The sequence below is a fragment of the Vibrio sp. Vf1514 genome (assembly GCF_052076135.1).
Lineage (GTDB): Bacteria > Pseudomonadota > Gammaproteobacteria > Enterobacterales > Vibrionaceae > Vibrio > Vibrio furnissii.
Genome location: NZ_CP197267.1, coordinates 1020907 through 1044976 on the forward strand (window position 1 = coordinate 1020907; position 24070 = coordinate 1044976).

The following is a 24070-nucleotide window of genomic DNA, read 5'->3' on the forward strand; positions in this document are numbered from 1 at the left end:
AGGATGATGACTGGCGAATTTAATAACCCCATGTGGTAGGACACCCGTGGACGTTTACTTATTGAAGATTAATTAAATGACTGAATCTTTTGCTCAACTCTTTGAAGAGTTTCTAAACGAGACTGAATTCCAACAAGGTACTATCGTTAAAGGTACTGTAGTAGCGATCGAGAACGGTTACGTTCTTGTTGATGCTGGTCTTAAGTCTGAGTCTGCTATCCCTGCTGAACAGTTCAAGAACGCTGCTGGCGAACTTGAAGTTGAAGTTGGTTCAGAAGTTGACGTAGCTCTAGACGCTGTAGAAGACGGTTTCGGTGAAACTCAACTTTCTCGTGAGAAAGCGAAACGTCACGAAGCTTGGATCGTTCTTGAGAAAGCTTACGAAGAAGCTGAGACTGTTGTTGGTATCATCAACGGTAAAGTTAAAGGCGGTTTCACTGTTGAACTGAACGGCATCCGTGCGTTCCTACCTGGTTCACTGGTTGACGTACGTCCTATCCGTGACACAGCTCACCTAGAAAACAAAGAGCTAGAGTTCAAAGTAATCAAGCTAGACCAGAAACGTAACAACGTTGTTGTTTCTCGTCGTGCTGTTATCGAATCAGAAAGCAGCGTTGAGCGTGACGAACTTCTTGAGACTCTACAAGAAGGTACTGAAGTTAAAGGTATCGTTAAGAACCTTACTGACTACGGTGCATTCGTTGATCTTGGCGGTGTTGACGGTCTTCTGCACATCACTGATATGGCGTGGAAACGTGTTAAACACCCATCTGAGATCGTGAACGTTGGTGACGAGATCCTAGTTAAAGTTCTTAAGTTCGACCGTGACCGCACTCGCGTATCACTAGGTCTGAAACAGCTTGGCGAAGATCCATGGGTAGCAATCGCTAAACGTTACCCAGAAGGTCACAAACTGACTGGTCGTGTAACTAACCTGACTGATTACGGCTGCTTCGTTGAAATCGAAGAAGGCGTTGAAGGTCTGGTACACGTTTCAGAAATGGATTGGACTAACAAGAACATCCACCCATCTAAAGTTGTTAATGTTGGCGACGAAGTTGAGGTTATGGTTCTTGATATCGACGAAGAACGTCGTCGTATCTCTCTAGGCCTGAAACAGTGTAAAGCTAACCCATGGCAGTCATTCGCTGAAGCGCAAGCTAAAGGCGACAAAGTTACTGGTAAGATCAAGTCAATCACTGACTTCGGTATCTTCATCGGTCTAGAAGGCGGCATCGATGGTCTTGTTCACCTGTCTGACATCTCTTGGAACGTTCCAGGCGAAGAAGCTGTACGTGAGTACAAAAAAGGCGACGAGATCTCTGCAGTAGTTCTAGCAGTAGACGCAGAGCGTGAGCGTATTTCTCTAGGCGTTAAGCAAATGGAAAATGACCCATTCAATGCTTACGTTGCAGACAACAAGAAAGGCGTTCTAGTAAACGGTACTGTAACTGCAGTTGACGCGAAAGGCGCAACTATCGAGCTAGAAGATGGCGTTGAAGGTTACATCCGCGCTTCTGAAGTTTCTCGTGACCGCGTAGAAGACGCTTCTCTAATCCTGAGCGTTGGCGACAAAGTTGAAGCGAAATTTACTGGCGTTGACCGTAAAAACCGTGTAATCAACCTGTCTATCAAAGCGAAAGACGAAGCTGAAGAGCAAGAAGCAATGGCATCTATCAACAAACAAGATGACGCTGCATTCGGTAACGCAATGGCAGACGCTTTCAAAGCTGCTAAAGGCGAATAATTCCGTATCGCTAATTAAAAAGGAGCCGTGAGGCTCCTTTTTTTATGTTTCATTCAACACCTCTCTTATCTTTCCTCTGACTTGTAATCTCGAACTGCCAAGTAAAATAAATCTTGTAAGCAAAAAAAAGATTTAGCTAAGCCGTAGAAATTTTCTACAATATTAAGCAAGTGTTTGTTGGAATTGATATTACTGACTATAATCAGGATAAAAACTCGATGAGGGAAACTATGACTAAGTCTGAATTGATTGAAAGACTCTGTGCTGAGCAAACACATTTGTCTGCAAAAGAGATCGAAGACGCGGTAAAAGATATTCTTGAGCACATGGCAAACACCCTAGAGGCAGGAGACCGTATCGAAATTCGTGGATTCGGCAGTTTTTCCCTGCACTATCGTGAGCCAAGAGTCGGGCGCAACCCGAAAACTGGTGAGAAAGTAGAGTTGGAAGGTAAATTCGTTCCACACTTCAAACCAGGCAAAGAACTCCGTGAACGTGTAAACGAAAATATCTGATTTACGTAAAGATTCTTGGATAAAGCGGCATGCTGATTTAGCGTGCCGCTTTTTTGCGGGTGTGTGCTCGATAGCCATGGTTTGTCGGGCGGTTTTCCTGCATAATCAGGTAGCCAATTCGTGAATAGGTAATAGATTATGAAAATAATAAAAATCGTGGTGTTACTTGCTCTCTTTCTGATCGCGTTGGCGTTAGGATCTCAAAATCAGGAGATCGTGACGTTCAATTATCTGTTGGCGCAGGGTGAATTCCATCTGTCAACGCTGCTCGGATCGGTCTTTGTGATCGGCTTTCTGATCGCTTGGATCATTTTTGGTAGTATGCACCTAAAATCCAAACTTGAGATTCGCAAGCTGAACCGAAAACTGAAAAAACAAACATCGTCTCACGATGTGTCAGAGCAAAAAGCGAATATCGGGTAAGGTCGTTTTTAGATGTTAGAAATTCTCTTCTTGTTATTGCCAATCGCCGCCGCTTACGGGTGGTATATGGGTAATCGTAGTGCCCAGCAAGACAAGCAGAAACATTCCCATCAGATCTCCCGTCAGTACGTGACGGGGTTGAACTTGCTTTTGTCTGATCAATCAGACAAAGCGGTTGATCACTTCATTGAACTATTGCAAGTGGATAACGAGACCATCGATACCCACTTGGCATTGGGCAACCTGTTTCGCTCTCGCGGCGAGGTTGACCGCGCAATTCGTATCCACCAAAACCTGATCTCTCGTTCGGGTTTAACCATCGAACAGAAAAACTTAGCGCTGCAACAGTTGGCGAAAGACTACATGGTCTCCGGTTTCCTCGATCGCGCTGAACGCATTTTCGAACAATTGGTCGATGAACCTGAGCACCGCGAATCGGCTCTGCAACAATTGACCGCAATTTATCAGCAAACTCGTGAGTGGCATAAAGCCATTGATTGCGCTCATGCACTGGTCAAAATGGGGCGTAAACGTATGAAAGCGAGCATTGCCCACTTCTGGTGTGAATTGGCGATGCAAGAAAAAGCCGACGGCCACGATAACAAAGCGATCCAACTTTTTAAGAAGGCACTTCAGGAAGACCCGAAGTGCGTTCGTGCCAGCATTTCATTGGGTAAGTTGTACCTAGAAAGCGAAGACTACAAAAAAACGATTCAATACATGGAAATGGTGTTGGATCAAGACATCGACTTTATCGGCGAAGTGCTGCCAACGTTGGCGGAGTGCTACCACCATCTTGGGCAAGAGCAGGAGTTGGTGCAGTTTCTTCGCCAATGCATCTCCGATAAAGCTGGTGTATCGGCTGAGCTGATGCTGGCTCAATTGGTGGCACAGCATGAAGGGGTGGCATCGGCGCAAGAATTACTGACTCGACAGTTGGTGAAGAACCCGACCATGAAAGGCTTCTATCGCCTGATTGACTACCATATTGCTGAAGCGGAAGAGGGACGGGCAAAGGCCAGTTTGTCGACGCTGCAAAAGCTCGTGGGTGAGCAGTTGAAAGCAAAACCACACTATCGTTGTCGTCGATGTGGGTTTTCCACCCATTCCCTGTATTGGCATTGTCCATCTTGTAAAGGATGGGGCTCGATCAAACCGATTCGTGGTTTGGACGGAGAATAATCAAAGAATTGGCTAACCGCCGGTTTGATAAGACATGCAGCTGTAGAGGCTGCATTTTTTTAGGCTCAACGCGTATCTTAGGAGTAGAAATGAACGACCAAAAAGTGATCGTGGCACTGGATTATGACAATCAAGCGGATGCGCTGGCATTTGTCGATAAAATCGATCCTGCAAGCTGTCGATTGAAAGTGGGCAAAGAGATGTTTACCTTGTTTGGTCCAGAGTTTGTACGCGAGCTGCACAAACGCGGGTTTTCCGTTTTTCTTGACCTCAAGTTCCACGACATTCCGAACACCTGTTCTAAAGCTGTTCGCGCGGCTGCAGAGCTTGGCGTTTGGATGGTGAACGTGCATGCCAGTGGTGGTGAACGCATGATGGCTGCATCTCGTGAAATCCTTGAGCCTTATGGTAATGATCGCCCGTTACTGATCGGTGTGACGGTGCTGACCAGCATGGAACAGCGTGATCTGGCTGGTATTGGCCTAGATGTAGTGCCGCAACAACAAGTGATGCGACTGGCCACCCTGACCAAAAACTCAGGTTTAGATGGAGTGGTGTGCTCGGCGCAGGAAGCGGCCATGCTCAAACAGTCGCTCGGGCAGGCGTTTAAGCTGGTGACGCCGGGGATTCGTCCTGCTGGTTCTGATGTCGGCGACCAACGCCGCATTATGACGCCGTATGAGGCGATTCAGGCCGGTTCCGACTATTTGGTAATTGGCCGCCCAATCACGCAAGCTGCGGAGCCTGCAAAGGTGCTGGCGGCGATTAACGCATCATTGCTATAACGTTTTGGACGTTCCAGACCGTCATGATCAAAAAGGTCAGCACATGCTGACCTTTTTCTATTCGGTTCGGTGAGTAGGAACACCGCTGTGGAATTTGAAATCCTCATCGTCTGACAGGATTAAATCCGCTTCGAGTTGGCCAAAGTAAGCAATGCGTGCGCTGATATCACAACCGGCAATTTGCTCCGCCAAGGCCAAATAATCTTGATAGTGGCGCGCTTCAGAGCGTAATAAGGACACATAAAATTTGGCGATGTCGTCATCAAGATGAGGTGCGAGACGCGCAAAACGTTCACAAGAACGGGCTTCGATGTAAGCGCCGATGATCAGTTTGTCGATCAACGTTTGTGGCTCATGAGTTTTCATGTGTGACAGCAAGCCTTTGGCATAACGGCTGGCAGGAATCGATTCATAAGCGATGCCACGGCTGTCCATGATTTCCAATACTTGATAGAAGTGATGCAACTCCTCTTTGATCAACAACACCATCTTGTCGATTAAGTCTTGGCTGTAAGGGGATGCAGACTTCGCCATGATCGCTTTAGAAATCTGGCTTTTGCCTTTCAGTGTTTCAATGGATCCCGTGTTGCGATACGCAAAATCTTCGTAGGGTTTAAACCATTCCAACAGCGAGTGTTGACTCTCTTTATCCACGGCATATTTGCGGATCAGGTACATGGCGGATTGGCCAGCCTTGAGCTCGCACAGCAGGTGATCCAACAGCAACGTTGGTAAGTTGTGTGGTTGGCGTGCTTCTTCGATCCACGCGTCCGGTGTTTCGCAGTGCAAGAACTGGTTAATCGGCTCTAGAAGTTGTTGAATTGCTGGGGTATTCGTCATGATCTTATTAATAAAAAAGGCCGCATTGGCGACCTTTGTTTCAATGAATCGGTACTCTTAGTGCGAGTATATTACCATTTTTTCTTTTCACCAAAGAGCGCTTCCATATCGCTATTGCGCTCTTTCTCTTCGATTTGTTGCAGTTCTGCCGCACTTTTGGATTGACGACGTTGCTGTAATTCATCGTACATGCCTTGTAGCTTTTCTCGTGCTTGGTTGGAGTAGGTGTCATTTTTGGTGCTTAACACTTCTAGCCCTTTGCGCAGAAGCTGCACGGCGGTGCCCGGTTGGCCACGCACAATGGCATCATTTGAACGCTTAATGACGTTTTCGATGTTGATGCGAATTTGAATGGTTTCTAAGCGCGCATTTTCTGTGACGTAGGCTTGCGTATCAAAGCGGCCTTTGTTGTGCTCACTGCGAATGGTATCGCGTAGGCGCTTCACCAACTTCAACATCACGATCGCTTGTTTATCACTGCTTGGAACTTTAAACGTTGTGCTTTCATTACCCGGATGGTTGTCTTGCAGGTTTTTGATTTGCGCGGCCATATTTTCGATACGCTGCGCCAACTGCTTGTTCTTCGGATCCAGCTCGTACATGCTTTGTAGCGCGTCCAAAATGCGATTGTTCAGACACACCAAGAGATCTTTACTAAAGGGCATGTGATGCGCATTGCCAATCAGATCTTCAGTGGCATCAATAATCGTCAGGTAACGCGAAGATTCCTGCTTCTTAGCGGTTTCTACTTTGACTTTATACTGGAGCATAATGTTATAACCCAGAATCAAAACCAGCAGAATGGCAATCAGAGCGATAATTAAACCGATATTCATATAATCCGTGTCTACATTTCCCAAGGCCTAATGATGAAGGATACACTATCCTAACTTTTCACTACACCTACTATTTTATAATTTTCATTATTCCTGTTTTACCACCAAAAAACTGCAACAGAATGCTGAGTTTGGGTGCTCGGTGGCAATTTTTTGTTCAATACGCAAAAAGGTGAATACATTCAAAAACAATTTCGGGGTTGTGCTTTGAATTATGTTCTCGACGCGTTATAACTAATAATTATAAACTATAAACACGTGATGTAGCACTCCGTAAGGATACACAGGTCAATTATGAAGTTGCAGCAGCTGAAATACATCGTTGAAGTGGTCAATCACAACTTAAACGTCTCTGCCACCGCTGAAAGTCTTTATACCTCACAACCCGGCATCAGTAAGCAGGTTCGTTTGCTGGAAGATGAACTGGGCATTCAGATATTTGAACGCAGTGGGAAGCACTTAACGCAGGTGACGCAAGCTGGCGAAGACATTGTTCGCATTGCAACTGAGATTTTGTCGCGGGTCGAAAGCATCAAGTCGGTCGCGGGGGAACATACGCATCCTGAAATGGGGATGCTGAATATCTCAACCACGCACACGCAGGCGCGATACGCGCTACCCGAGGTGATCAAAGGTTTCACGGCGCGTTATCCGAAAGTCTCTTTGCACATGCATCAAGGGACGCCGGCTCAGATGTCAGAATCGATTGCCAAAGGATCGGCGAGCTTTGCCATCGCCACTGAAGCGCTACATCTCTATCACGACGCGATTATGCTGCCGTGTTATCACTGGAACCGAGCCATTGTGGTGCCGAAAGATCACCCTTTAGCAAAGAAAGATCACATCAGTGTTGAAGAACTGGCGAATTACCCATTGGTGACTTATGTCTTTGGTTTTTCTGGCCGTTCAGAATTGGACGCTGCGTTTCACCAAGTGGGGTTGACGCCGCGCGTGGTCTTTACCGCCACGGACGCTGACGTGATTAAGACGTATGTTCGCATGGGGATTGGGGTCGGCTTGATTGCCAGCATGGCGATGGATGCAATTCAAGACAGCGATCTGGTGGCCATCAATGCCAGTCATATCTTTGGGGCCAGCACAACCAGCATTGGTTTTCGTCGGGGGACATTCCTGCGCACTTATATGTATGATTTCATGGAACGTTTTGCGCCGCACTTAACGCGTCCGGTGGTTGAACGCGCGATCTCGTTGAAATCTAACCATGAAATTGAAGAAATGTTTCGCGATATCGAGTTGCCGGTGCGCTGATTTGTCGCATTGATCTTCCTCGTGTTGGCTCTACAATAGCGCCTTCAATTCGGGGGCCGCATGCGCGAACTTTTTCTACATCTGGATCACTTTCTGACTCACACACAGCCGTTGTGGCGGTTTGAGTCATTTCATGCAAGCGCGCAAGCCTGTGCGCCTTGGGCGCAGGCCTATCCTTTACTTGACCAGTGGCTGCATCATTTAGACGAGCCAACAATCGAGCAGCTAAAAAACTCTCCATCTGAGCTGTTAGCGAGTCTGTCGCCTTTGGTCGACGGTTTGGCAGAAACATGGCAGCGTATTCAATTACCGCCAGCGCCTTTGATGGATTGCCAGACGAGCGCGATTGAAAGCGGGATCCCGGGGCGAAAGTTGGAGCAGATTCGTCGACTCGGTGGTGCGGTTGTGAGCTTGCATCGCGGGCAGGCGTGGTTGGAGTGGTGCTCGGGCAAAGGTTATTTAGGGCGCGTGTTGGCGAGTCAAACCAGGCAACACGTCACCAGTTTTGAATTTCAAACCGAGCTGTGCGAACGAGGGCAGCAAGACGCCGACGCGTTGCATTTACCGATGCGCTTTGTGCAGGGAGATGCGTTTGATGAACAAAGCCGAGCGTGTTTTTCTGCGCAGCAGCATGCAGTAGCACTGCATGCGTGCGGCGACTTGCATGTTCGTTTGATGCAGTACGCGACCGATGCGTCATTGCAAGCGATCAGCTTTTCTCCCTGCTGTTACCATCTCACCCAGTCGTCGAACTATCAATGCTTATCGCAGCTCGCGCAAACGTCTTCTCTGTCGTTGACTCGCCAAGAGTTGAGAATTCCATTACAAGAAACGGTCACGGGCGGTGAGCGTGTGCGGCGGCATCGATTTGAAGAGATGAGCTATCGGCTCGGCTTTGATGCATTGCTGAAGGCGGAATTGGGCATTGCCGCCTATCAACCCGTGCCAAGTATCAAAAAATCGCAATTGAGTGATGGATTTACAGCATTCTGCCATTGGGCTGCGCAACACAAAGGAATCGCGTTGCCGACGGTCGATTTTGCACATTATCAATACCAAGGCGAGCAACGTTTTTGGGAAATGGAGCGACTCAGCTTAGTGCAATTGGGGTTTCTGCGTCTGATCGAAATGTGGCTGGTCCTGGATAAAGCCATGTATTTGCAAGAGCGGGGCTATCAGGTTGAAGTGTCGGAGTTTTGTGAACGAACTGTGACGCCAAGAAATATACTCATCCACGCTTGGCAGGCATGATAACCGGGCATTCGCCCGGCTATTGCACGCGGTCTGATTTAGTTGAACATCGCGATGGCTTCGGCCGGAGCGACATACGCCAAATTGAAATTCTCGGCGACTTCTTTACACGTTACTTTGCCGTGAATGACATTCAGCCCTTTCATAAAGCCGGGATCGGATGTTAACGCGGCTTGATAACCTTCATTTGCCAATTTAACAATGTAAGGCAAGGTCGCGTTGTTGAGCGCAAAGGTTGAAGTGCGAGCCACTGCGCCGGGCATATTGGCAACACAGTAATGCACCACATCGTCGACGATATATGTCGGGTCGGCATGTGTGGTGGCGTGCGAGGTTTCAAAGCAGCCTCCTTGGTCAATCGCCACATCCACGACTGCAGAACCGGGTTTCATGCGACGAATGTGCGCTTTGGTGACCAATTTCGGCGCAGCCGCGCCTGGGATTAATACGGCGCCAATCACCAAATCGGCATCCAACACGTAGTGTTCAATCGCATCTTCGGTGGAATACACCACGTTGGCACGACCTTGGAATTCTTCATCCAGTCTGCGCAGCGTATCAATGTTGCGATCAAGAATGGTGACATCGGCACGTAAGCCAATCGCCATGCGAGCAGCATTGGCTCCCACCACGCCACCGCCGATGATCGCCACTTTTGCCGGTGCGACACCGGGGACGCCACCGAGTAATAAGCCACTGCCACCATGCGATTTTTCCAGTGTTAGGGCGCCGGCTTGAATCGACATTCGGCCCGCAACTTCAGACATTGGTGCTAATAGTGGCAAGCGACCCATATTATCTGTTACAGTCTCATAGGCTATGCAGACAGCTTTGCTCTTGATTAGCTCTTCAGTTTGTGGAAAATCTGGAGCGAGGTGTAAATACGTAAATAAAATTTGCCCCTCTCGGAGCATAGCTCGCTCGACAGCTTGAGGTTCCTTAACCTTTACAATCATGTCTGCTTTCGCAAATACGTCTGCAGCAGTAGGAAGAATGGATGCGCCTACAGCGATGTAATCATCGTCTGAAAAGCCGATGCCGGCACCGGCATTTGTTTCAACAAAGACTTGGTGCCCATGTGAGGCAAGCTCTCTCACGCTTGCTGGAATCATACCCACACGGTATTCGTGGTTTTTGATTTCCTTTGGTACGCCAATGATCATCCTGACTCCTTATGTTTGTGTGGTTGTATTGACTATTGTAGGGTTTTTGTATCGAATTTATGGCTAGTATAGTTAGTGTAATAAGTAATTTGATACTGAATATTAAAAAGTTGTAGTATATTTTTTTGCAAGGAAGTAATAAGGTGGAATAAAAAATGGCAGACAACTATAAAAGGCCGTCCAAGGATTTAGACCGTATCGACCGCAACATTTTGAATGAGTTGCAGAAAGACGGTCGTATTTCGAACGTAGAATTGTCTAAGCGTGTGGGACTCTCTCCAACCCCATGTTTGGAACGTGTTCGTCGATTAGAACGTCAGGGTTATATCACGGGGTATACCGCGTTGTTGAACCCGCAATATCTTGACGCTTCGCTTTTGGTGTTTGTGGAAATCACGCTTAACCGTGGTGCTCCTGATGTGTTTGAACAGTTTAATACCGCGGTTCAGAAACTGGATGATATCCAAGAATGTCATCTTGTATCAGGTGATTTCGACTATCTTCTCAAAACTCGCGTATCCGACATGGGTGCCTATCGTAAACTACTCGGTGATACATTGCTGCGCCTGCCTGGCGTGAATGACACTCGAACTTACGTGGTAATGGAAGAAGTGAAGCAGACCAACCAGCTAGTGATCAAAACACGTTAATTAGAATCTGTCAGAATAGTGGTACTTCTTTCCACATTCTGACTTTCGCTAATTGGGTTTTTGACCTTGATATGGTTAAATCTTCGAACAAACCGAGCGGCTTTTGCCGCTCGGACTGTTTTCACCCCACCAATGTGCGTATAGTGTGAGTCACATTGGCCATAATCATAATCAAGTTGGTTTATGTTCAAAGAGAACAACAATAAAGTCGAAACCATTATCAAAACGAGTGAAGAGCCTCAGTCTCCTCGTTTGAATGGTGCTCAACGTCTCCGTGAGTGCGGTCTTATTCTGGCTGTGCTTGCATCCATTCTACTGGCAGTCGCTTTACTCACCTTCAATCCCGCCGATCCGTCTTGGTCGCAAACGGCTTGGGGATCGGATATTCAAAATGCAGGCGGTATTGTTGGCGCTTGGGTGGCCGACACGCTGTTTTTTGTGTTTGGGTCGCTGGCTTATCCTTTGCCGATCATCTTGACCGCAACTGCGTGGATCCTGCTGCGTCATCGTGATGAAGATGAGTCGATTGACCTCATGTTGTGGGGGACTCGTCTACTGGGTTTGGTGGTACTGCTGCTAACAAGCTGCGGTTTAGCCGACATCAACTTCGATGATATTTGGTACTTTTCATCCGGTGGTGTGGTTGGGGATGTCCTCACGAGCTTGGCTTTGCCGACGCTGAACGTCTTGGGAACCACCTTAGTGCTGCTGTTTTTGTGGGGCGCTGGTTTCACGCTGTTGACGGGGATCTCTTGGCTGAGCATGGTGGAGCGCCTCGGTGAAAACAGTATCCGTGGCTTCCATTGGTTGATCAATCGCCTGCGTGGTGAAAAAGAGGAAGTTGTCGCGCCGCAACTGGTAACCCCTGTGGTTGCCGAGCCGAAGGTTTCGCAAGCGAGTGAGCCGGTGCTGAACTCGTCGGTTGATATGGAACCGATTGCGCCTCAACCTGCGTTTGAGGCCGCTATTGAGCCTGAAGAGCGTCGCTTTAACATTCACATCCCAGAGCGCCAAGAGCCGATTCACACGACGCCACCACAGGTTGAGCCAGAGCCGGTGGTCAACACCGCACCCCTGTACACTTATACGGAAGAAGATGACGATGACCTTGAGCACTCGAGAAGTCGTCAGCTTGGTGCAACTATTGAAGAGTTAGAAATGGTCGCGCGAGAAGAAGATGACTTCGCTGATGCGCTGCCATGGGAAGAATCGCCACCAGTATCGCAAACGCCGGTGTTTGAACCTGAACCATCGATTTCCGAACCTCTGCCACCACGAGTGGATCCGGTGGCGTTGACACAGACCATTGATGACGTGGAAGACGATCACTCACACATCGAACCGACGATTTCCAATTTTGATATTCTGGATGAGGAAGAAGAGCCTGCCTTGAATGTGCCTGCGGCGGTGAATGAGGCGATAGACGATGCGCCACACTATTCTGTAGAACCTGTCGATGACGCAGACGAAGATGATGAAGGTGACGGCGACGGCGATCAGGATGTGGCTGCATTCCAGAATTTGGTGTCGGAAGCACAAGCGAATATGGCTGCGAAACAGAACCCGTTTTTGGTGCAGCAAAATGTGAACCTGCCCAAACCGGCAGAGCCGATGCCAACACTGGAGCTGCTGTACCATCCTGAAAAACGTGAAAACTTCATTGACCGTGATGCGTTAGAGCAGATCGCTCGTTTGGTTGAATCTAAATTGGCCGATTACAAGATTCAGGCACAGGTGGTGGATATCTTCCCTGGGCCTGTCATTACGCGTTTTGAACTTGATTTGGCGCCGGGCGTTAAAGTGAGCCGTATTTCTAGCTTGTCGATGGACTTGGCCCGTTCTCTGTCTGCGATGGCCGTGCGTGTGGTTGAAGTGATTCCGGGTAAACCTTATGTGGGGCTGGAACTGCCAAACATGAGTCGCCAGACGGTTTACTTGTCTGATGTTATCAGCAGCACGCAGTTTAAAGAATCGAAATCACCGACCACCGTGGTGTTGGGGCAGGACATTGCGGGCGATGCCGTGGTGGCTGATTTGTCGAAAATGCCGCACGTGCTGGTGGCGGGTACCACGGGGTCGGGTAAATCCGTGGGCGTGAACGTGATGATTCTGAGCATGTTGTACAAGTCGACGCCGGAAGATGTTCGATTCATCATGATTGACCCGAAAATGTTGGAGCTTTCGGTATACGAAGGCATTCCTCACTTATTGTCTGAAGTCGTGACGGACATGAAAGATGCCTCGAATGCCCTGCGTTGGTGTGTGGGCGAGATGGAGCGTCGCTACAAATTGATGTCCGTCTTGGGTGTGCGGAACATCAAAGGCTTCAACGACAAGCTAAAAATGGCCGCAGAAGCTGGGCACCCCATTCATGATCCATTGTGGCAAGAAGGGGACAGTATGGATCCTGAACCGCCGCTGTTGGAAAAACTGCCTTATATCGTGGTGGTGGTCGATGAATTCGCTGACCTGATGATGGTGGTCGGTAAGAAAGTCGAAGAGCTGATTGCACGTTTGGCGCAAAAAGCGCGTGCTGCGGGGATTCACCTGATTCTGGCGACACAACGCCCATCCGTTGATGTGATTACCGGCCTGATCAAGGCGAACATTCCAACGCGTGTCGCGTTTACGGTGTCAACCAAAACGGATTCACGCACCATCCTTGACCAAGGCGGCGCAGAATCGCTGCTGGGGATGGGGGATATGTTGTATCTGCCACCGGGTTCCAGTCATACCATTCGCGTTCACGGTGCATTTGCATCCGATGATGACGTGCATGCGGTGGTGAACAACTGGAAAGCGCGCGGTAAACCGAATTACATCACAGAAATCACCAACGGTGATCAAGGTCCAGATGCTTTGTTGCCGGGAGAGAAGATGGAAAGTGATGAAGAGATGGATCCACTGTTTGACCAAGTGGTGGAGCATGTGGTTGAAAGCCGCCGTGGTTCGGTTTCTGGTGTCCAACGCCGCTTTAAGATTGGTTATAACCGTGCTGCTCGCATTGTGGAGCAGCTTGAAGCTCAGGGCATTGTCAGCGCCCCTGGACACAACGGTAACCGTGAGGTGCTCGCGCCCCCTCCGGTAAGAGATTAATCTGACATCCAAAGAAAAGGCGCCTGATGGCGCCTTTTTTCTACCCGCTGTATTGTCCTAAATAAGGTTTGTAACGGTCTCAATCAAGTTGACACGTTGAGGTCGGGTGATGGAATGCTCGAGACTTATGCACGTTTCGCATGAACAAACTGCGCAATCACAATGACTGCCAGAGCAATTAAGTTGGCGGCAAAAATTACCACCAACCATTGGGGCATGGACAAATTCAAAAACTGCCACACCACTTTACTGCAATCACCATACGCTTCAAACATCCAAGGGAACCACTGATTCAATGGCGCCCAACTGGGAAGCATGACAAACAGGTCACACGTTGCAAATGGAGACGGGTGAAATTGGTACTCGACATGCTGCATCGCCAGCGTTAAGCCTTTATAAGCGCTGCCAGCCCATGCGGCCAGTCCAAGCCAACGAAACAGTGGGTTGTGTGGCGCAATCAAGCCCAGCACGGCGGCTCCGCCGATGCCCAGCATCGCAATGCGTTCATAGATACACATGACGCAGGGCGCCAGCATCATGACGTGCTGAAAGAACAAGGCACAGGCTTCAAAGAACACCACGAAAGCCAGAAGCAAGGCCCAAGAAAGACGAGATCGAGAAAAAGAGTTAAGGCTGGATAGAAAGTTCACGTAACAATCCTTAGTGGTTCAACATAAAAAAAGCTCTGATAACTCAGAGCTTTTTATCTCGGAAAAGTTTCCGGTTCAACACATTTTTAGTGACCGCCAGACACGACTGTTCCCATCGCGGGTACACTGTGGTGTGTGATCCATCCCATGTCGTAGAAATAGCTAGTCATTGGGTCAACAAAAAATACGATGCCCGCCAAGCCAACCAGTGTCAGAACCACGGTGTATGGCAGAGCCATCACAACCATGCGACCGTATGACAAACGAATTAGTGGTGCCAGCGCCGACGTCAGCAGGAACAAGAAGGCCGCTTGACCGTTCGGTGTCGCGACCGAAGGAAGGTTGGTGCCAGTGTTAATCGCCACGGCCAGTAGGTCGAACTGATCGCGTGTGATGATGCCTTCCATCATGGCCGTTTTGACTTCGTTGATGTAAACGGTGCCAACAAAGACGTTATCCGAAACCATCGACAGCACGCCATTGGCAATGTAGAACAAGGCAAGCTGCGTTTCGCTATCTTCAATGTGCAATACCGCATCAATGATGGGCTTAAATAGCTCTTGGTCGATGATCACTGCAACAATCGAGAAAAAGACGGCCAGCAGGGCTGTAAACGGCAGCGCTTCTTCAAACGCTTTGCCCATTGAATGCTCTTCAATCACCCCGGTAAAGGCGGTCGCAAGAATAATGACCGACAAACCAATCAGACCAACAGCGGCCAAATGCATCGCCAAGCCGACAATCAACCAAACCGCGATGGCGCCTTGAATCCACAGCTTCGCAACGTCTTGGTTGGTTCGGGTTTTGCGTTCTTCGATATCAAAGTCGATCAGAATCTGACGTACGTTGGCTGGCAGACGAGCGCCATAACCGAAGACTTTAAACTTCTCGACCAGCACACAGGTGACGATACCACACAGGAATACGGGCAGGGTCACCGGCGCCATGCGGATCAGGAATTCACCAAAGAACCAGCCTGCTTGGTCTGCAATGATCAGGTTTTGTGGTTCACCCACCATGGTGGTCACCCCACCAAGTGCTGTCCCCACACCGGCATGCATTAACAGTGAGCGCAAGAAGGCGCGGTAGTTCTCTAAGTCATCACGTGTGAGTTCAGGAATATGCTCATCCTGCGTGTGGTCGTGTGCAGAGTGAAACGACTGTCCTGAGGCGACTTTGTGGTAAATCGAGTAAAAGCCAACTGCAACGCTAATGATGACCGCGATGACCGTCAATGCATCCAAGAAAGCGGAAAGAAAGGCTGCTGCGACACAAAACGCTACGGAAAGCAGCGCTTTTGAGCGGATGCCAAGTAAAATTTTGGTAAAAATAAATAGCAGCAGATGCTTCATGAAGTAGATGCCTGCCACCATAAAAACCAGCAGTAATAACACTTCAATGTTGGCGACTAATTCATGCTTAACTTGCGCAGGACTAGTCATTCCAATTGCGATTGCTTCAATTGCTAATAAACCACCAGGTTGTAGCGGGTAACATTTTAATGCCATAGCCAACGTGAAAATAAATTCAACGACTAATAGCCATCCAGCGACAAACGGATTAATAAAAAAGAACACAATCGGGTTGATAATAAGGAAGGCAATAATGGCAACTTTGTACCAATCTGGCGCTTTACCTAAGAAGTTTTTGATAAATGCGCTTCCTAGCGACATCGGCATGGTGATTACTCTTACTTTAGTTATTAATAGACTAAGTTATGTGCCCGTTTTGGATCTAATTCAAGAAATTAGACGGACGTCTATACAAAAATCTTTTCCAACAATGACTTAGAAAATCAACAAGTGGATGTTATCCGACCGATTTACTGAGTCACTCCCTGAGAAAAACAAGCACTCCGTGCTTTGACCGCAACAATACAGTGAGACGTGATTTAGTCAATAACGAAGCATCAATTGACAAACCACTCACCGGTTTTTCGTGAAGAAACGCGATCAAAGTGGCGCCAGCATACCATAAAACTTATAAAAAATTCATTTGGAAGGTGATAGGGAATGACATTGCCAGTAAAGGAAAGTTTAACGATGAAAAATATGACTTTCTGGTAAGTTAAGTTTGAAATTTATCAAAATAATAATGTGAGCAATCTCTCTTTATCTTGGGTTTTATTATGGCTGGAATATTTATTTTGAAATACTTTGAAACATATTGAAACGTTTATTTCACAATAAAACAGCCTTAATACAAAGAAATAAATTTCATATAGAGCTAAAACTCTAATTGAGTGGTTGTTACCAGTTTACCAATGGTTTGTTTCCGCTGAATGAAAACTAGTGGTATGATGAGTGCCATTCGACCCAAAAAAATAGAAAACTGGAAAAGTACTTAATGGTCATCAAGGCAAAAAGTCCAGCAGGTTTTGCAGAAAAATACATTATTGAAAGCATTTGGAATGGCCGTTTTCCACCAGGCTCCATTCTCCCTGCCGAACGAGAGCTCTCCGAACTGATTGGTGTAACACGTACAACTCTTCGCGAAGTCTTACAACGCTTAGCTCGTGATGGGTGGTTAACCATTCAACATGGCAAGCCAACGAAAGTGAACCAGTTTATGGAAACCTCCGGTTTACATATTTTGGATACGTTGATGACGTTGGATGCAGAAAATGCAACCAGCATTGTTGAGGATCTTTTGGCGGCGCGTACCAACATCAGTCCTATCTTTATGCGCTATGCATTTAAGGTGAACAAAGAGAACAGCGAACGCACTATTTCGAACGTGATTGAATCGTGTGAATCACTGATGGAAGCGACGTCTTGGGATGAATTTATTGCGTCATCGCCATACGCTGAGAAAATTGTGCAACACGTGAAAGATGATGGTGAGAAAGATGAAGCGAAGCGTCAGCAATTGTTGTTGGCTAAAACCTTCAATTTCTACGATTACATGCTATTCCAACGTTTGGCGTTCCATTCTGGTAACCAAATCTATGGTTTGATCTTTAATGGTCTGAGAAAGCTATACGATCGCGTGGGAAGCTACTACTTCTCCAACCCAGAAGCGCGCCAACTCGCGATGAAGTTTTACCGTGAGTTATTGGACATCTGTTCTACCGGCGACCGCGAACAAATTCCGGCAGTCATTCGCCAATATGGTATTGCCAGTGCGCACATCTGGAACCAGATGAAAACGACGTTGCCTTCGAACTTCACCGAAGACGATTGCTAAGTCGTTACCGCCGAATACTAAAAAGCCCGCTTAGCGGGCTTTTTTCATGGGTTAGATTTCTTCGCTACCACCGGCAGCGGCAAACCAGTTTTTCAGATGCGTTTTCAAATCTTTGAGCTCATCGGGGCCAATCAAGGCCAGACCAAGGTCTTCTGCGCGAGTGATGTCGTTGTGGCGCAGTGGACGGAAGCTGACGAGCATGGCACGCGCTTGAAGGCCACCTAATAAATCACGCAATGATTCCAGCTTATACAGCGTGTCATCGCCGTCATCTCGCATGCCTTTGGTTTTACATTCAATGATGTGCAGTTTGTTGTTCACCACGGTGGCCACGTCAAGTTCGTTGCGCACTTCGCGATCGCCCAACTGGCGATACACTTGCACGTTCAGCGAACGGTCTTGAATGGTGGGCATATCGTCTTGGATTTGACGTACGGTGCTGTGCACCAGCGTTTCAAGCCATTCACCGTTTGAGAAGCGTCGTGCATCTTCATTCGCGAAGGTCAAAATGCCTTTGTCATAGGTGGCGATGTTCGCTTCCACCAAATCGCTCAGTAGCAAGTTGAGTTCACGGTAGCCTTGTTGTTTGTCTGACAATTCAACGTCCAGTCGCTGCTCTTTGCGGCAAGTGGTCGCCAAGTAGTTCAGTGTGGCAAGGCCTGGGCCAAGTTCCAACGCGTTACTCGCCCAACGTTCACCCAATTCATACAATTTTTGATCGAGTTGTGGTGGCAGGCTTTGTTGGTTGAACTCGCCGCGCGCGCCAAAGATGGTGAGATAATCGGAAATGGTGATGCGGTCTTGCACTTGCGTGTCTTTATTGCCATCAGGATAGAGCCAGCATAAGCGGTCGCTGTTTGGTTCGACGACAAAAATAGGCCAATGGTACGTCCGAAAAACTTCATAGACCGACAACAAACGGTGACGAAGACCACAACTTGCGTTGAGTTTGACGTCCATGTTGCGTTGCTTCAGATCTTCTGCGAGTTCGCGGATTGAGGCTTTGATGTCGGCAATGTTTGAGCCGGAAGGAATTTCGAAAAATTCAGAAGTAATATCGCGCTCATTGAGTACCGTGTGCAAACGGGTGTACATCGTTTCTTGCGAGCTGTCGCCAATGAACACAATGTGGCGACTGATGGTTCGGTTATCCAGTAGTGGAGTGACCAAGCGAACCGGATCCTGGTCAATGATGCCAACATGAACGGCCATACGTTATCCTCATGTTTGGCTTGCAAAAATTGAGATGTTTGGAGAAGTTGTGTTGCAAGCCGTATTACTCATATAACGACGCAGCGCACAAAAAACAAGGGCGACTCCGAATAAAAGTCGCCCAAGGTCAATATTTGACACCGCGCTAACACAGCAGGCGGTGTGAGACGAATCTCTGTTAGAGTTTAAATCGGTGAACCAAATGACTTTGCTGGTTCGCCAGTTGTGTCAGGTTACTGCTGGTTTGTGCAATTTCGCTCATCGCTTGATAGCTCTTGTCGGCAATCAGGTTAATGTCTTCAATGCTTTGCGCAATGGCGGTGGTGGTTTCACTTTGCTCAGCTGCGGCTTGAGAAATGTGCGTACTCATCTGACTGATCTCAATGATCAACGCTTGAATCTCTTCCATGGCACTGTTGGCTTGCGATGCTTGTTCAACCGACTGTTCCATGTCCTGCATACAGCTTTCAATCACTTTACTGGCCGAGCTGGAGCTGGTTTGCAGGTTGCTGATCATAGTTTCGATTTCAGACGTTGACTCCGTGGTCCGCTGCGCCAACACGCGCACTTCATCGGCGACCACGGCAAAGCCACGCCCTTGTTCACCGGCACGCGCTGCTTCGATGGCCGCATTGAGGGCCAACAGGTTGGTTTGTTCAGCGATGTTACGAATCACATCCAAAATCGATCCAATTTGGCTACTCATTCGGCGCAACTGACTGACTGCATCCACAGAATCATTGAGGCGGGTTTCCAATTGGTTAATGGTGCTGATGTTGTTGCTCATGATCTGGCGACCGGATTCAGACGCACTTTCCACCTGTTGAACCATTTCCAGTGAGTTTTGCGCGCTGTGCGCAACTTCCTGCACCGAGTGCGCCATCTCCGTCATGGCGGTGGCCACGCTGGCGGTTTGCTCGCGTTGCGTACTCAGTTGGGATTGCGCGCCTTGCGAGGTCGATTGGTTCTGATTCGCGGTGTCTGTCAAATCATCGGATGCTTGATTGAGCTGGCGTAGGATGTCGTGCAGGTTATCCGCCAGAGAATTGATGTGGCCGCTGAGGCGGGAAAACTCGTTTTGATGTGTAATCTGAATGCGCGGCGTCATGTCACCTTGTGTCAGGCTTTCTAAGGTCGTTAAGATCGACTTAAGTGGTGAACGAACGCTATGGGCGATGTGGTACCCGATCCCCGCCGCAAGCAAGACCACGACCAAGCTAATGCCAATGGCTTTATAAACCCCTTGCTGATACACGTTGCCAGCTTCCGCCAGCGAGTTATCCAAATCTTGGGTGGCGGTTTGGTTGAACGAGTCCAGAATCGTCATCGCATTGTCGACTTCCGCGGCGAGGTTGGCGATGTTGTCGTACAGTGCGTTGCGGGCTTTAAGGTACTCGTTGTGCTGATCCAGTACGCCGCCTTTTTGGCCAATGTCTTGCGTGAATTTTTCGACCGATTCATCAAACACTTTTTTCAGTGCCGGCAATTGCGTTGTCAGGCCGCGGTAAGCGTAGTTTAGATGCGTCACCGCTTTTTTGTTTTTCAACACCGCTTTTTCAACGAAGTCCATATCCGAGCTTGCCAATGCATCGGACGTGATCACTTCGGCATCTTTCAATTTAATGAAGTAGCTCTTGGCCATGACTTTGACCGAGATGCTGCTTTGATCGTCGACGTACTCTTTCATGCCAACACTTAGCTCAGAGTGCAAACGTTGGAATTCACGGGTTGATTTTTGCACCTGATCTTGCGCCGAGAACATCGCTTGATAGTTGTTCATGGCTTCGTTGGCTTCATCAAAGTAGCGAGCTTCCAGTTGCTTGAGCGCCTCGATTCGCTCTTGTAAATCGGGATGGCTGGTGCTGGCTTTGGCCAGTTCGTTTAACACCGCACTGAAATCGTCCTTGGCTTGGGCAAATTCATTGCGGGTGACGGTCATGCGTTCACGGTTCTGCGTGGTCAAAAAGTCCTTAAATGATTTGTCTGCGGAAAGCAGTTGAACGCTGGTTTTGTTGGATAGTGAGACGAGTGGTAAGGCGGTGTTGGAGACGCCTTCGAAATTGGAATGGATCTGGCTCATGCCTTGCATCATGGTTGCCACAGTGACGACAAACATAATGATGATCAGCGCAAAGCCGGCGTACATGCGCCTGATTACAGAACCTTGCATAGTTCTCTCCCTTGATACAATCGTTCTTTTATAAGAATAGTAATGACAAATATAAAAATAATGGTGACAAAATTTTCGTAAAAAATTAACAAAAGAATCATTATTGTATGGAGCAAGAGAAGCACATTTTATGACGTATATGGCAAAACTATTTTTTTGTGGGTGGCCAAAGTGGGTTTCTGTTAAGTGAACAGTGTTTTTTATTGAGCTTTCATACGCCTTGTCGCATACTCAGTCAAACTACGATATTTCAAAACACGTCTGATGGAGCCCTTCATGTCTGAAGAAACCATTTTTAGCAAAATTATCCGTAAAGAAATCTCTGCTGATATTCTGTATCAAGATGACTTAGTCACCGCATTTCGTGACATCAATCCTCGTGCGCCAAGTCATGTCTTGATCATTCCGAACAAGTTGATCCCTACCGTGAACGATGTTGAAGAAGCAGATGAATTGGCGTTGGGTCGTATGTTTACTGTGGCGAAGAAAATCGCTGAGCAGGAAGGCATTGCAGAAGATGGATACCGTTTGTTGGTGAACTGCAACTCGCATGGCGGCCAAGAAGTGTACCACATTCACATGCACCTCGTCGGCGGCCGTCCGCTTGGCCCGCTATTAATGAGTTAATTTCTAACACAGCTCGGTTGACGCCGGGCTGTGTTGTCATCGCCGTTCAGCGGAGTTTGTAGTGAAGTTTCATATACGACACCTGACCATTTCGCTTACGTGTGTCTGGCTGAGCGCCTGCGCCAATTTTACCGCCGGAAATCTGTTTAGCCACTACAGTGCGCAGAACGCTGATTTGTACCAGTCGGTCAAGTCGGGGGATTATCAGCAGGCGACCGACGAGTTTTCCGATTACGTGGCCGGAGATATTCTGGATAATCTGGAAAAAGGGCGCGTCTATTTTCTCAATCGCCAATACCCCGAGAGCAAATCGGCGTTTGAGCTGTCTGACACGGCAATTCGTCGTCAACAGGATCAAGCCGTGATCTCCCTCAGTTCAACCGCAAGCAGCGTTGGCGCCTTGGCGGTGAACGACAACCTCAATGAATACACACCTGCCGATTATGAGTTGGGATTTTTGCATCTTTACCTCGGTTTGAACTATCTTCAAAACAATAGTTTAGAAGGTGCGCTGGTGGAAATGCGCCGAGCAAATCAGGTGCAAGAGCAAGCGAGAAAATCGCGCGAGGCTGAGTTGGAACGGGCGCAGCAAGAGATGCAGTCTAAAGGGGTGACGCCGAATTTGGGCAGCGTGCTGGCACGCTATCCCGATGCGGGCAAAACCTTACAGGCCGTCCAAAACGGGTATTTGTTGTATCTTTCCGCGTTGTTGTATGAAGCCTCGAACGACTTAAACAGTGCCTACGTGGATTATCGCCGTGCACTGGCCGTAGCGCCGGATAACCGCGCGGTGATAGACGGCACGATTCGCGTGGCTCAGCGGCTTGGCATGCGTGAGGATTTAGCACAGTTAACCCAGCGCTATGGCCAAAGCCAATCGCTGAGTGATCAACAAGGGCGCGTGATTGTGCTCGATGAGCAAGGCGTCGTGCAAGCGTTGGAAAGCTGGCGACTTTCTTTACCGCTTTTTGACAGCCGTGGGAATACGGCATTGTATTCTTTGGCGCTGCCTTACTATGGCACGCAGAGTGCGCCGCGTTTTTCCGCCTTGGTACTCAATGGCGAATCACTGGCGAGTGATCGCCTGACCGATGTCGATTTGATGGCGCAGCGCGATTTGCGTGAACGTATGCCGACGATCGTGATACGCCAAGCATTGCGTGTGGTGGCGAAAGATCAATTGCGTAAAGAAGCGACCAAAGGCGATGATGTGGGGAGCTTGATCTTCAATATCTTTAATACGTTGACTGAGCAACCGGACACGCGAAGTTGGTTAACGCTGCCGGGCGCCGTGAGTGCAACCAGCACGGTGGTGACAGCCGGTGAACAAAGCCTGCAGGTTGGTGGTCAAACTTATACGTTTTCCGTGCCGTCACGCGGCACAACTCTGGTGTGGTTATCACGTCAGGGCAACCATGCTACGTTATGGCACAAACAGTTGGGAAGATTGTGATGAAAAAATGGTTCGTGAGTGTATTGACGGCGCTTGCATTAATGGGGTGTGCAGACAATACCGCCGGCTTGAGAGTCGATGGCAACACGCAACGGGTTCTGATTGGCGATAATGTGCTGGCAGGGCGTTTGCAGATTGAAGATATCGCGACCACGGCCTTTGATGGCCATACGCGTGGTGTGGTGCGTCTGCTGAGTAACTACCGTGGCGACCAACATCTGCAATACCGTTTTTATTGGTATGACGATGAAGGGCTCGAAGTGAACACACAGCCAAGCCCATGGAAGCAAGTGATTATTCGTGGCGAAGAGACCGTGTCCCTGTCTGAAGTTTCTGTGAATCCGAATGGAACTCAGTTCCGTGTTCAGATTCGTGCATCAAATGATTGAGCTGTGTAAGTTTAGAGGATTTGAAATGAAAAAAAGTATTATTGCATTGTTGGGTCTAGCCGTGATCCTTGGCGGTTGTTCAAACAAAGTCAGTTATGGTGATGCACAAGCGGTTGAAACAGTCACGGTGGATTTCGGTTCGACCGACTTGCAGAAAATCGCTGCGGATATGATCGACAGCATGATGATGTCTGGCTCTGTGTCGGCGATCACGCGTGATTCTCGCCCGATCGTCTTTGTTGAGCGCATCAAGAACAAAACCAGTGAACACATCGATACCGAATCCATCACGGATACTATCAGCACCAAAATGCTGAACTCCGGTAAATTCCGTTTTGTTGATATGGACCGCGTTGAAGCGGTTCGCGATCAGTTGAAGTTCCAGAACAACGACGAGCTTGTGAACCAAAGCACCGCGATTCAGTTTGGTAAAATGGTGGGCGCGGAATACATGTTGTATGGCAACTTGTCGAGCATCGTGAAAAATGCGGGCAGCAACACTGACGTGTATTACAAAATGACCATGCGTTTGATGGATCTAAAAACCGGTCTCATTGAATGGGCCGATGAAACTGAAATCCGCAAACAGCAGTCTAAAAGTTTCTTTGGAATGTAAACAGCCACGA

21 protein-coding genes are annotated in these 24070 nt (G+C 48.3%); 14 read left to right on the forward strand and 7 right to left on the reverse strand.

What is annotated here, in order from left to right; all coding sequences use genetic code 11:
• Window positions 1-76: 76 nt before the first annotated feature.
• The 5 genes from rpsA (at window position 77) to pyrF (ending at window position 4652) form a co-directional block, all read left to right on the forward strand.
• Window positions 77-1747 carry a 30S ribosomal protein S1 gene (gene rpsA, locus ACS18Q_RS04745; RefSeq protein WP_004726493.1) on the forward strand — a complete coding sequence of 557 codons (1671 nt, stop codon included), beginning with the start codon at window positions 77-79 and terminating at the stop codon, window positions 1745-1747.
• A gap of 230 nt (window positions 1748-1977) precedes the next feature.
• Window positions 1978-2262, forward strand: coding sequence for an integration host factor subunit beta (gene ihfB, locus ACS18Q_RS04750; protein ID WP_004726491.1), 285 nt, complete (start codon window positions 1978-1980; stop codon window positions 2260-2262).
• A gap of 138 nt (window positions 2263-2400) precedes the next feature.
• Window positions 2401-2685: a LapA family protein gene (locus ACS18Q_RS04755; protein WP_004726490.1), complete on the forward strand. Its 285-nt coding sequence runs from the start codon at window positions 2401-2403 to the stop codon at window positions 2683-2685.
• Window positions 2686-2697: 12 nt separating this feature from the next.
• Window positions 2698-3867: a lipopolysaccharide assembly protein LapB gene (lapB, locus tag ACS18Q_RS04760; RefSeq protein ID WP_004726488.1), complete on the forward strand. Its 1170-nt coding sequence runs from the start codon at window positions 2698-2700 to the stop codon at window positions 3865-3867.
• A gap of 89 nt (window positions 3868-3956) precedes the next feature.
• Entirely contained in the window at window positions 3957-4652 is a 696-nt protein-coding gene (gene pyrF / locus ACS18Q_RS04765) for an orotidine-5'-phosphate decarboxylase (RefSeq protein ID WP_441257467.1), read from the forward strand.
• A gap of 57 nt (window positions 4653-4709) precedes the next feature.
• Here the strand turns inward: pyrF and miaE are convergent, their stop codons facing one another.
• Window positions 4710-5492, reverse strand: a complete 783-nt coding sequence (miaE, locus tag ACS18Q_RS04770; RefSeq protein WP_441257468.1) for a tRNA isopentenyl-2-thiomethyl-A-37 hydroxylase MiaE — start codon at window positions 5490-5492, stop codon at window positions 4710-4712.
• Between the two features lie 71 nt (window positions 5493-5563).
• Window positions 5564-6328, reverse strand: coding sequence for a hypothetical protein (locus ACS18Q_RS04775; protein WP_004726483.1), 765 nt, complete (start codon window positions 6326-6328; stop codon window positions 5564-5566).
• Window positions 6329-6622: 294 nt separating this feature from the next.
• Here ACS18Q_RS04775 and cysB point away from each other — a divergent pair, with 294 nt between their 5' ends.
• Together cysB and ACS18Q_RS04785 are read left to right on the forward strand one after the other, a co-directional pair.
• Window positions 6623-7597 carry an HTH-type transcriptional regulator CysB gene (gene cysB / locus ACS18Q_RS04780; protein WP_004726481.1) on the forward strand — a complete coding sequence of 325 codons (975 nt, stop codon included), beginning with the start codon at window positions 6623-6625 and terminating at the stop codon, window positions 7595-7597.
• Window positions 7598-7657: 60 nt separating this feature from the next.
• Window positions 7658-8848, forward strand: a complete 1191-nt coding sequence (locus ACS18Q_RS04785; protein WP_441257469.1) for a methyltransferase — start codon at window positions 7658-7660, stop codon at window positions 8846-8848.
• Window positions 8849-8886: 38 nt separating this feature from the next.
• Here ACS18Q_RS04785 and ald read toward each other — a convergent pair whose 3' ends face one another.
• Window positions 8887-10011 carry an alanine dehydrogenase gene (ald, locus tag ACS18Q_RS04790; protein ID WP_441257470.1) on the reverse strand — a complete coding sequence of 375 codons (1125 nt, stop codon included), beginning with the start codon at window positions 10009-10011 and terminating at the stop codon, window positions 8887-8889.
• A 155-nt stretch (window positions 10012-10166) separates the two neighbouring features.
• Between ald and lrp the strand changes: the two genes are divergently transcribed.
• A complete protein-coding gene (gene lrp, locus ACS18Q_RS04795; protein ID WP_004726475.1) occupies window positions 10167-10661 on the forward strand; it encodes a leucine-responsive transcriptional regulator Lrp in 495 nt (164 codons plus the stop codon).
• A 183-nt stretch (window positions 10662-10844) separates the two neighbouring features.
• Window positions 10845-13757, forward strand: a complete 2913-nt coding sequence (locus ACS18Q_RS04800; protein WP_441257471.1) for a DNA translocase FtsK 4TM domain-containing protein — start codon at window positions 10845-10847, stop codon at window positions 13755-13757.
• Between the two features lie 125 nt (window positions 13758-13882).
• On the opposite strand, the gene dsbB is transcribed toward ACS18Q_RS04800, so the two are convergent.
• On the reverse strand, window positions 13883-14407 hold the full coding sequence (gene dsbB, locus ACS18Q_RS04805) for a disulfide bond formation protein DsbB (RefSeq protein WP_143679224.1): 525 nt from the start codon (window positions 14405-14407) through the stop codon (window positions 13883-13885).
• An 86-nt stretch (window positions 14408-14493) separates the two neighbouring features.
• A complete protein-coding gene (nhaB, locus tag ACS18Q_RS04810; RefSeq protein ID WP_441257472.1) occupies window positions 14494-16086 on the reverse strand; it encodes a Na(+)/H(+) antiporter NhaB in 1593 nt (530 codons plus the stop codon).
• Between the two features lie 667 nt (window positions 16087-16753).
• Here nhaB and fadR point away from each other — a divergent pair.
• Window positions 16754-17593, forward strand: coding sequence for a fatty acid metabolism transcriptional regulator FadR (gene fadR / locus ACS18Q_RS04815; protein WP_004726470.1), 840 nt, complete (start codon window positions 16754-16756; stop codon window positions 17591-17593).
• Between the two features lie 51 nt (window positions 17594-17644).
• On the opposite strand, the gene ACS18Q_RS04820 is transcribed toward fadR, so the two are convergent.
• Complete coding sequence (locus ACS18Q_RS04820; RefSeq protein WP_004726469.1) at window positions 17645-18805, reverse strand: DUF1887 family protein; 1161 nt, start codon at window positions 18803-18805, stop codon at window positions 17645-17647.
• Between the two features lie 178 nt (window positions 18806-18983).
• On the reverse strand, window positions 18984-20975 hold the full coding sequence (locus tag ACS18Q_RS04825; protein WP_014205400.1) for a methyl-accepting chemotaxis protein: 1992 nt from the start codon (window positions 20973-20975) through the stop codon (window positions 18984-18986).
• Window positions 20976-21251: 276 nt separating this feature from the next.
• Between ACS18Q_RS04825 and hinT the strand changes: the two genes are divergently transcribed.
• The 4 genes from hinT (at window position 21252) to lpoB (ending at window position 24060) form a co-directional block, all read left to right on the forward strand.
• On the forward strand, window positions 21252-21602 hold the full coding sequence (gene hinT, locus ACS18Q_RS04830) for a purine nucleoside phosphoramidase (RefSeq protein WP_004726467.1): 351 nt from the start codon (window positions 21252-21254) through the stop codon (window positions 21600-21602).
• 61 nt (window positions 21603-21663) lie between these two features.
• Window positions 21664-23055, forward strand: coding sequence for a COG3014 family protein (locus tag ACS18Q_RS04835; protein WP_038151333.1), 1392 nt, complete (start codon window positions 21664-21666; stop codon window positions 23053-23055).
• Window positions 23055-23444, forward strand: coding sequence for a YcfL family protein (locus ACS18Q_RS04840; protein ID WP_004726465.1), 390 nt, complete (start codon window positions 23055-23057; stop codon window positions 23442-23444). The genes ACS18Q_RS04835 and ACS18Q_RS04840 overlap by 1 nt, the downstream gene beginning before the upstream one ends.
• A gap of 25 nt (window positions 23445-23469) precedes the next feature.
• On the forward strand, window positions 23470-24060 hold the full coding sequence (gene lpoB, locus ACS18Q_RS04845; protein ID WP_004726464.1) for a penicillin-binding protein activator LpoB: 591 nt from the start codon (window positions 23470-23472) through the stop codon (window positions 24058-24060).
• Window positions 24061-24070 lie beyond the last annotated feature (10 nt).

Excerpts from the sequence above, each read along its gene's own strand:
- rpsA (WP_004726493.1), top strand. The coding sequence starts at position 77 with ATGACTGAATCTTTTGCTCAACTCTTTGAAGAGTTTCTAAACGAGACT.
- ihfB (WP_004726491.1), top strand. The coding sequence starts at position 1,978 with ATGACTAAGTCTGAATTGATTGAAAGACTCTGTGCTGAGCAAACACAT.
- ACS18Q_RS04755 (WP_004726490.1), top strand. The coding sequence starts at position 2,401 with ATGAAAATAATAAAAATCGTGGTGTTACTTGCTCTCTTTCTGATCGCG.
- lapB (WP_004726488.1), top strand. The coding sequence starts at position 2,698 with ATGTTAGAAATTCTCTTCTTGTTATTGCCAATCGCCGCCGCTTACGGG.
- pyrF (WP_441257467.1), top strand. The coding sequence starts at position 3,957 with ATGAACGACCAAAAAGTGATCGTGGCACTGGATTATGACAATCAAGCG.
- miaE (WP_441257468.1), bottom strand. The coding sequence starts at position 5,492 with ATGACGAATACCCCAGCAATTCAACAACTTCTAGAGCCGATTAACCAG.
- ACS18Q_RS04775 (WP_004726483.1), bottom strand. The coding sequence starts at position 6,328 with ATGAATATCGGTTTAATTATCGCTCTGATTGCCATTCTGCTGGTTTTG.
- cysB (WP_004726481.1), top strand. The coding sequence starts at position 6,623 with ATGAAGTTGCAGCAGCTGAAATACATCGTTGAAGTGGTCAATCACAAC.
- ACS18Q_RS04785 (WP_441257469.1), top strand. The coding sequence starts at position 7,658 with ATGCGCGAACTTTTTCTACATCTGGATCACTTTCTGACTCACACACAG.
- ald (WP_441257470.1), bottom strand. The coding sequence starts at position 10,011 with ATGATCATTGGCGTACCAAAGGAAATCAAAAACCACGAATACCGTGTG.
- lrp (WP_004726475.1), top strand. The coding sequence starts at position 10,167 with ATGGCAGACAACTATAAAAGGCCGTCCAAGGATTTAGACCGTATCGAC.
- ACS18Q_RS04800 (WP_441257471.1), top strand. The coding sequence starts at position 10,845 with ATGTTCAAAGAGAACAACAATAAAGTCGAAACCATTATCAAAACGAGT.
- nhaB (WP_441257472.1), bottom strand. The coding sequence starts at position 16,086 with ATGCCGATGTCGCTAGGAAGCGCATTTATCAAAAACTTCTTAGGTAAA.
- fadR (WP_004726470.1), top strand. The coding sequence starts at position 16,754 with ATGGTCATCAAGGCAAAAAGTCCAGCAGGTTTTGCAGAAAAATACATT.
- ACS18Q_RS04820 (WP_004726469.1), bottom strand. The coding sequence starts at position 18,805 with ATGGCCGTTCATGTTGGCATCATTGACCAGGATCCGGTTCGCTTGGTC.
- ACS18Q_RS04825 (WP_014205400.1), bottom strand. The coding sequence starts at position 20,975 with ATGCAAGGTTCTGTAATCAGGCGCATGTACGCCGGCTTTGCGCTGATC.
- hinT (WP_004726467.1), top strand. The coding sequence starts at position 21,252 with ATGTCTGAAGAAACCATTTTTAGCAAAATTATCCGTAAAGAAATCTCT.
- ACS18Q_RS04840 (WP_004726465.1), top strand. The coding sequence starts at position 23,055 with ATGAAAAAATGGTTCGTGAGTGTATTGACGGCGCTTGCATTAATGGGG.
- lpoB (WP_004726464.1), top strand. The coding sequence starts at position 23,470 with ATGAAAAAAAGTATTATTGCATTGTTGGGTCTAGCCGTGATCCTTGGC.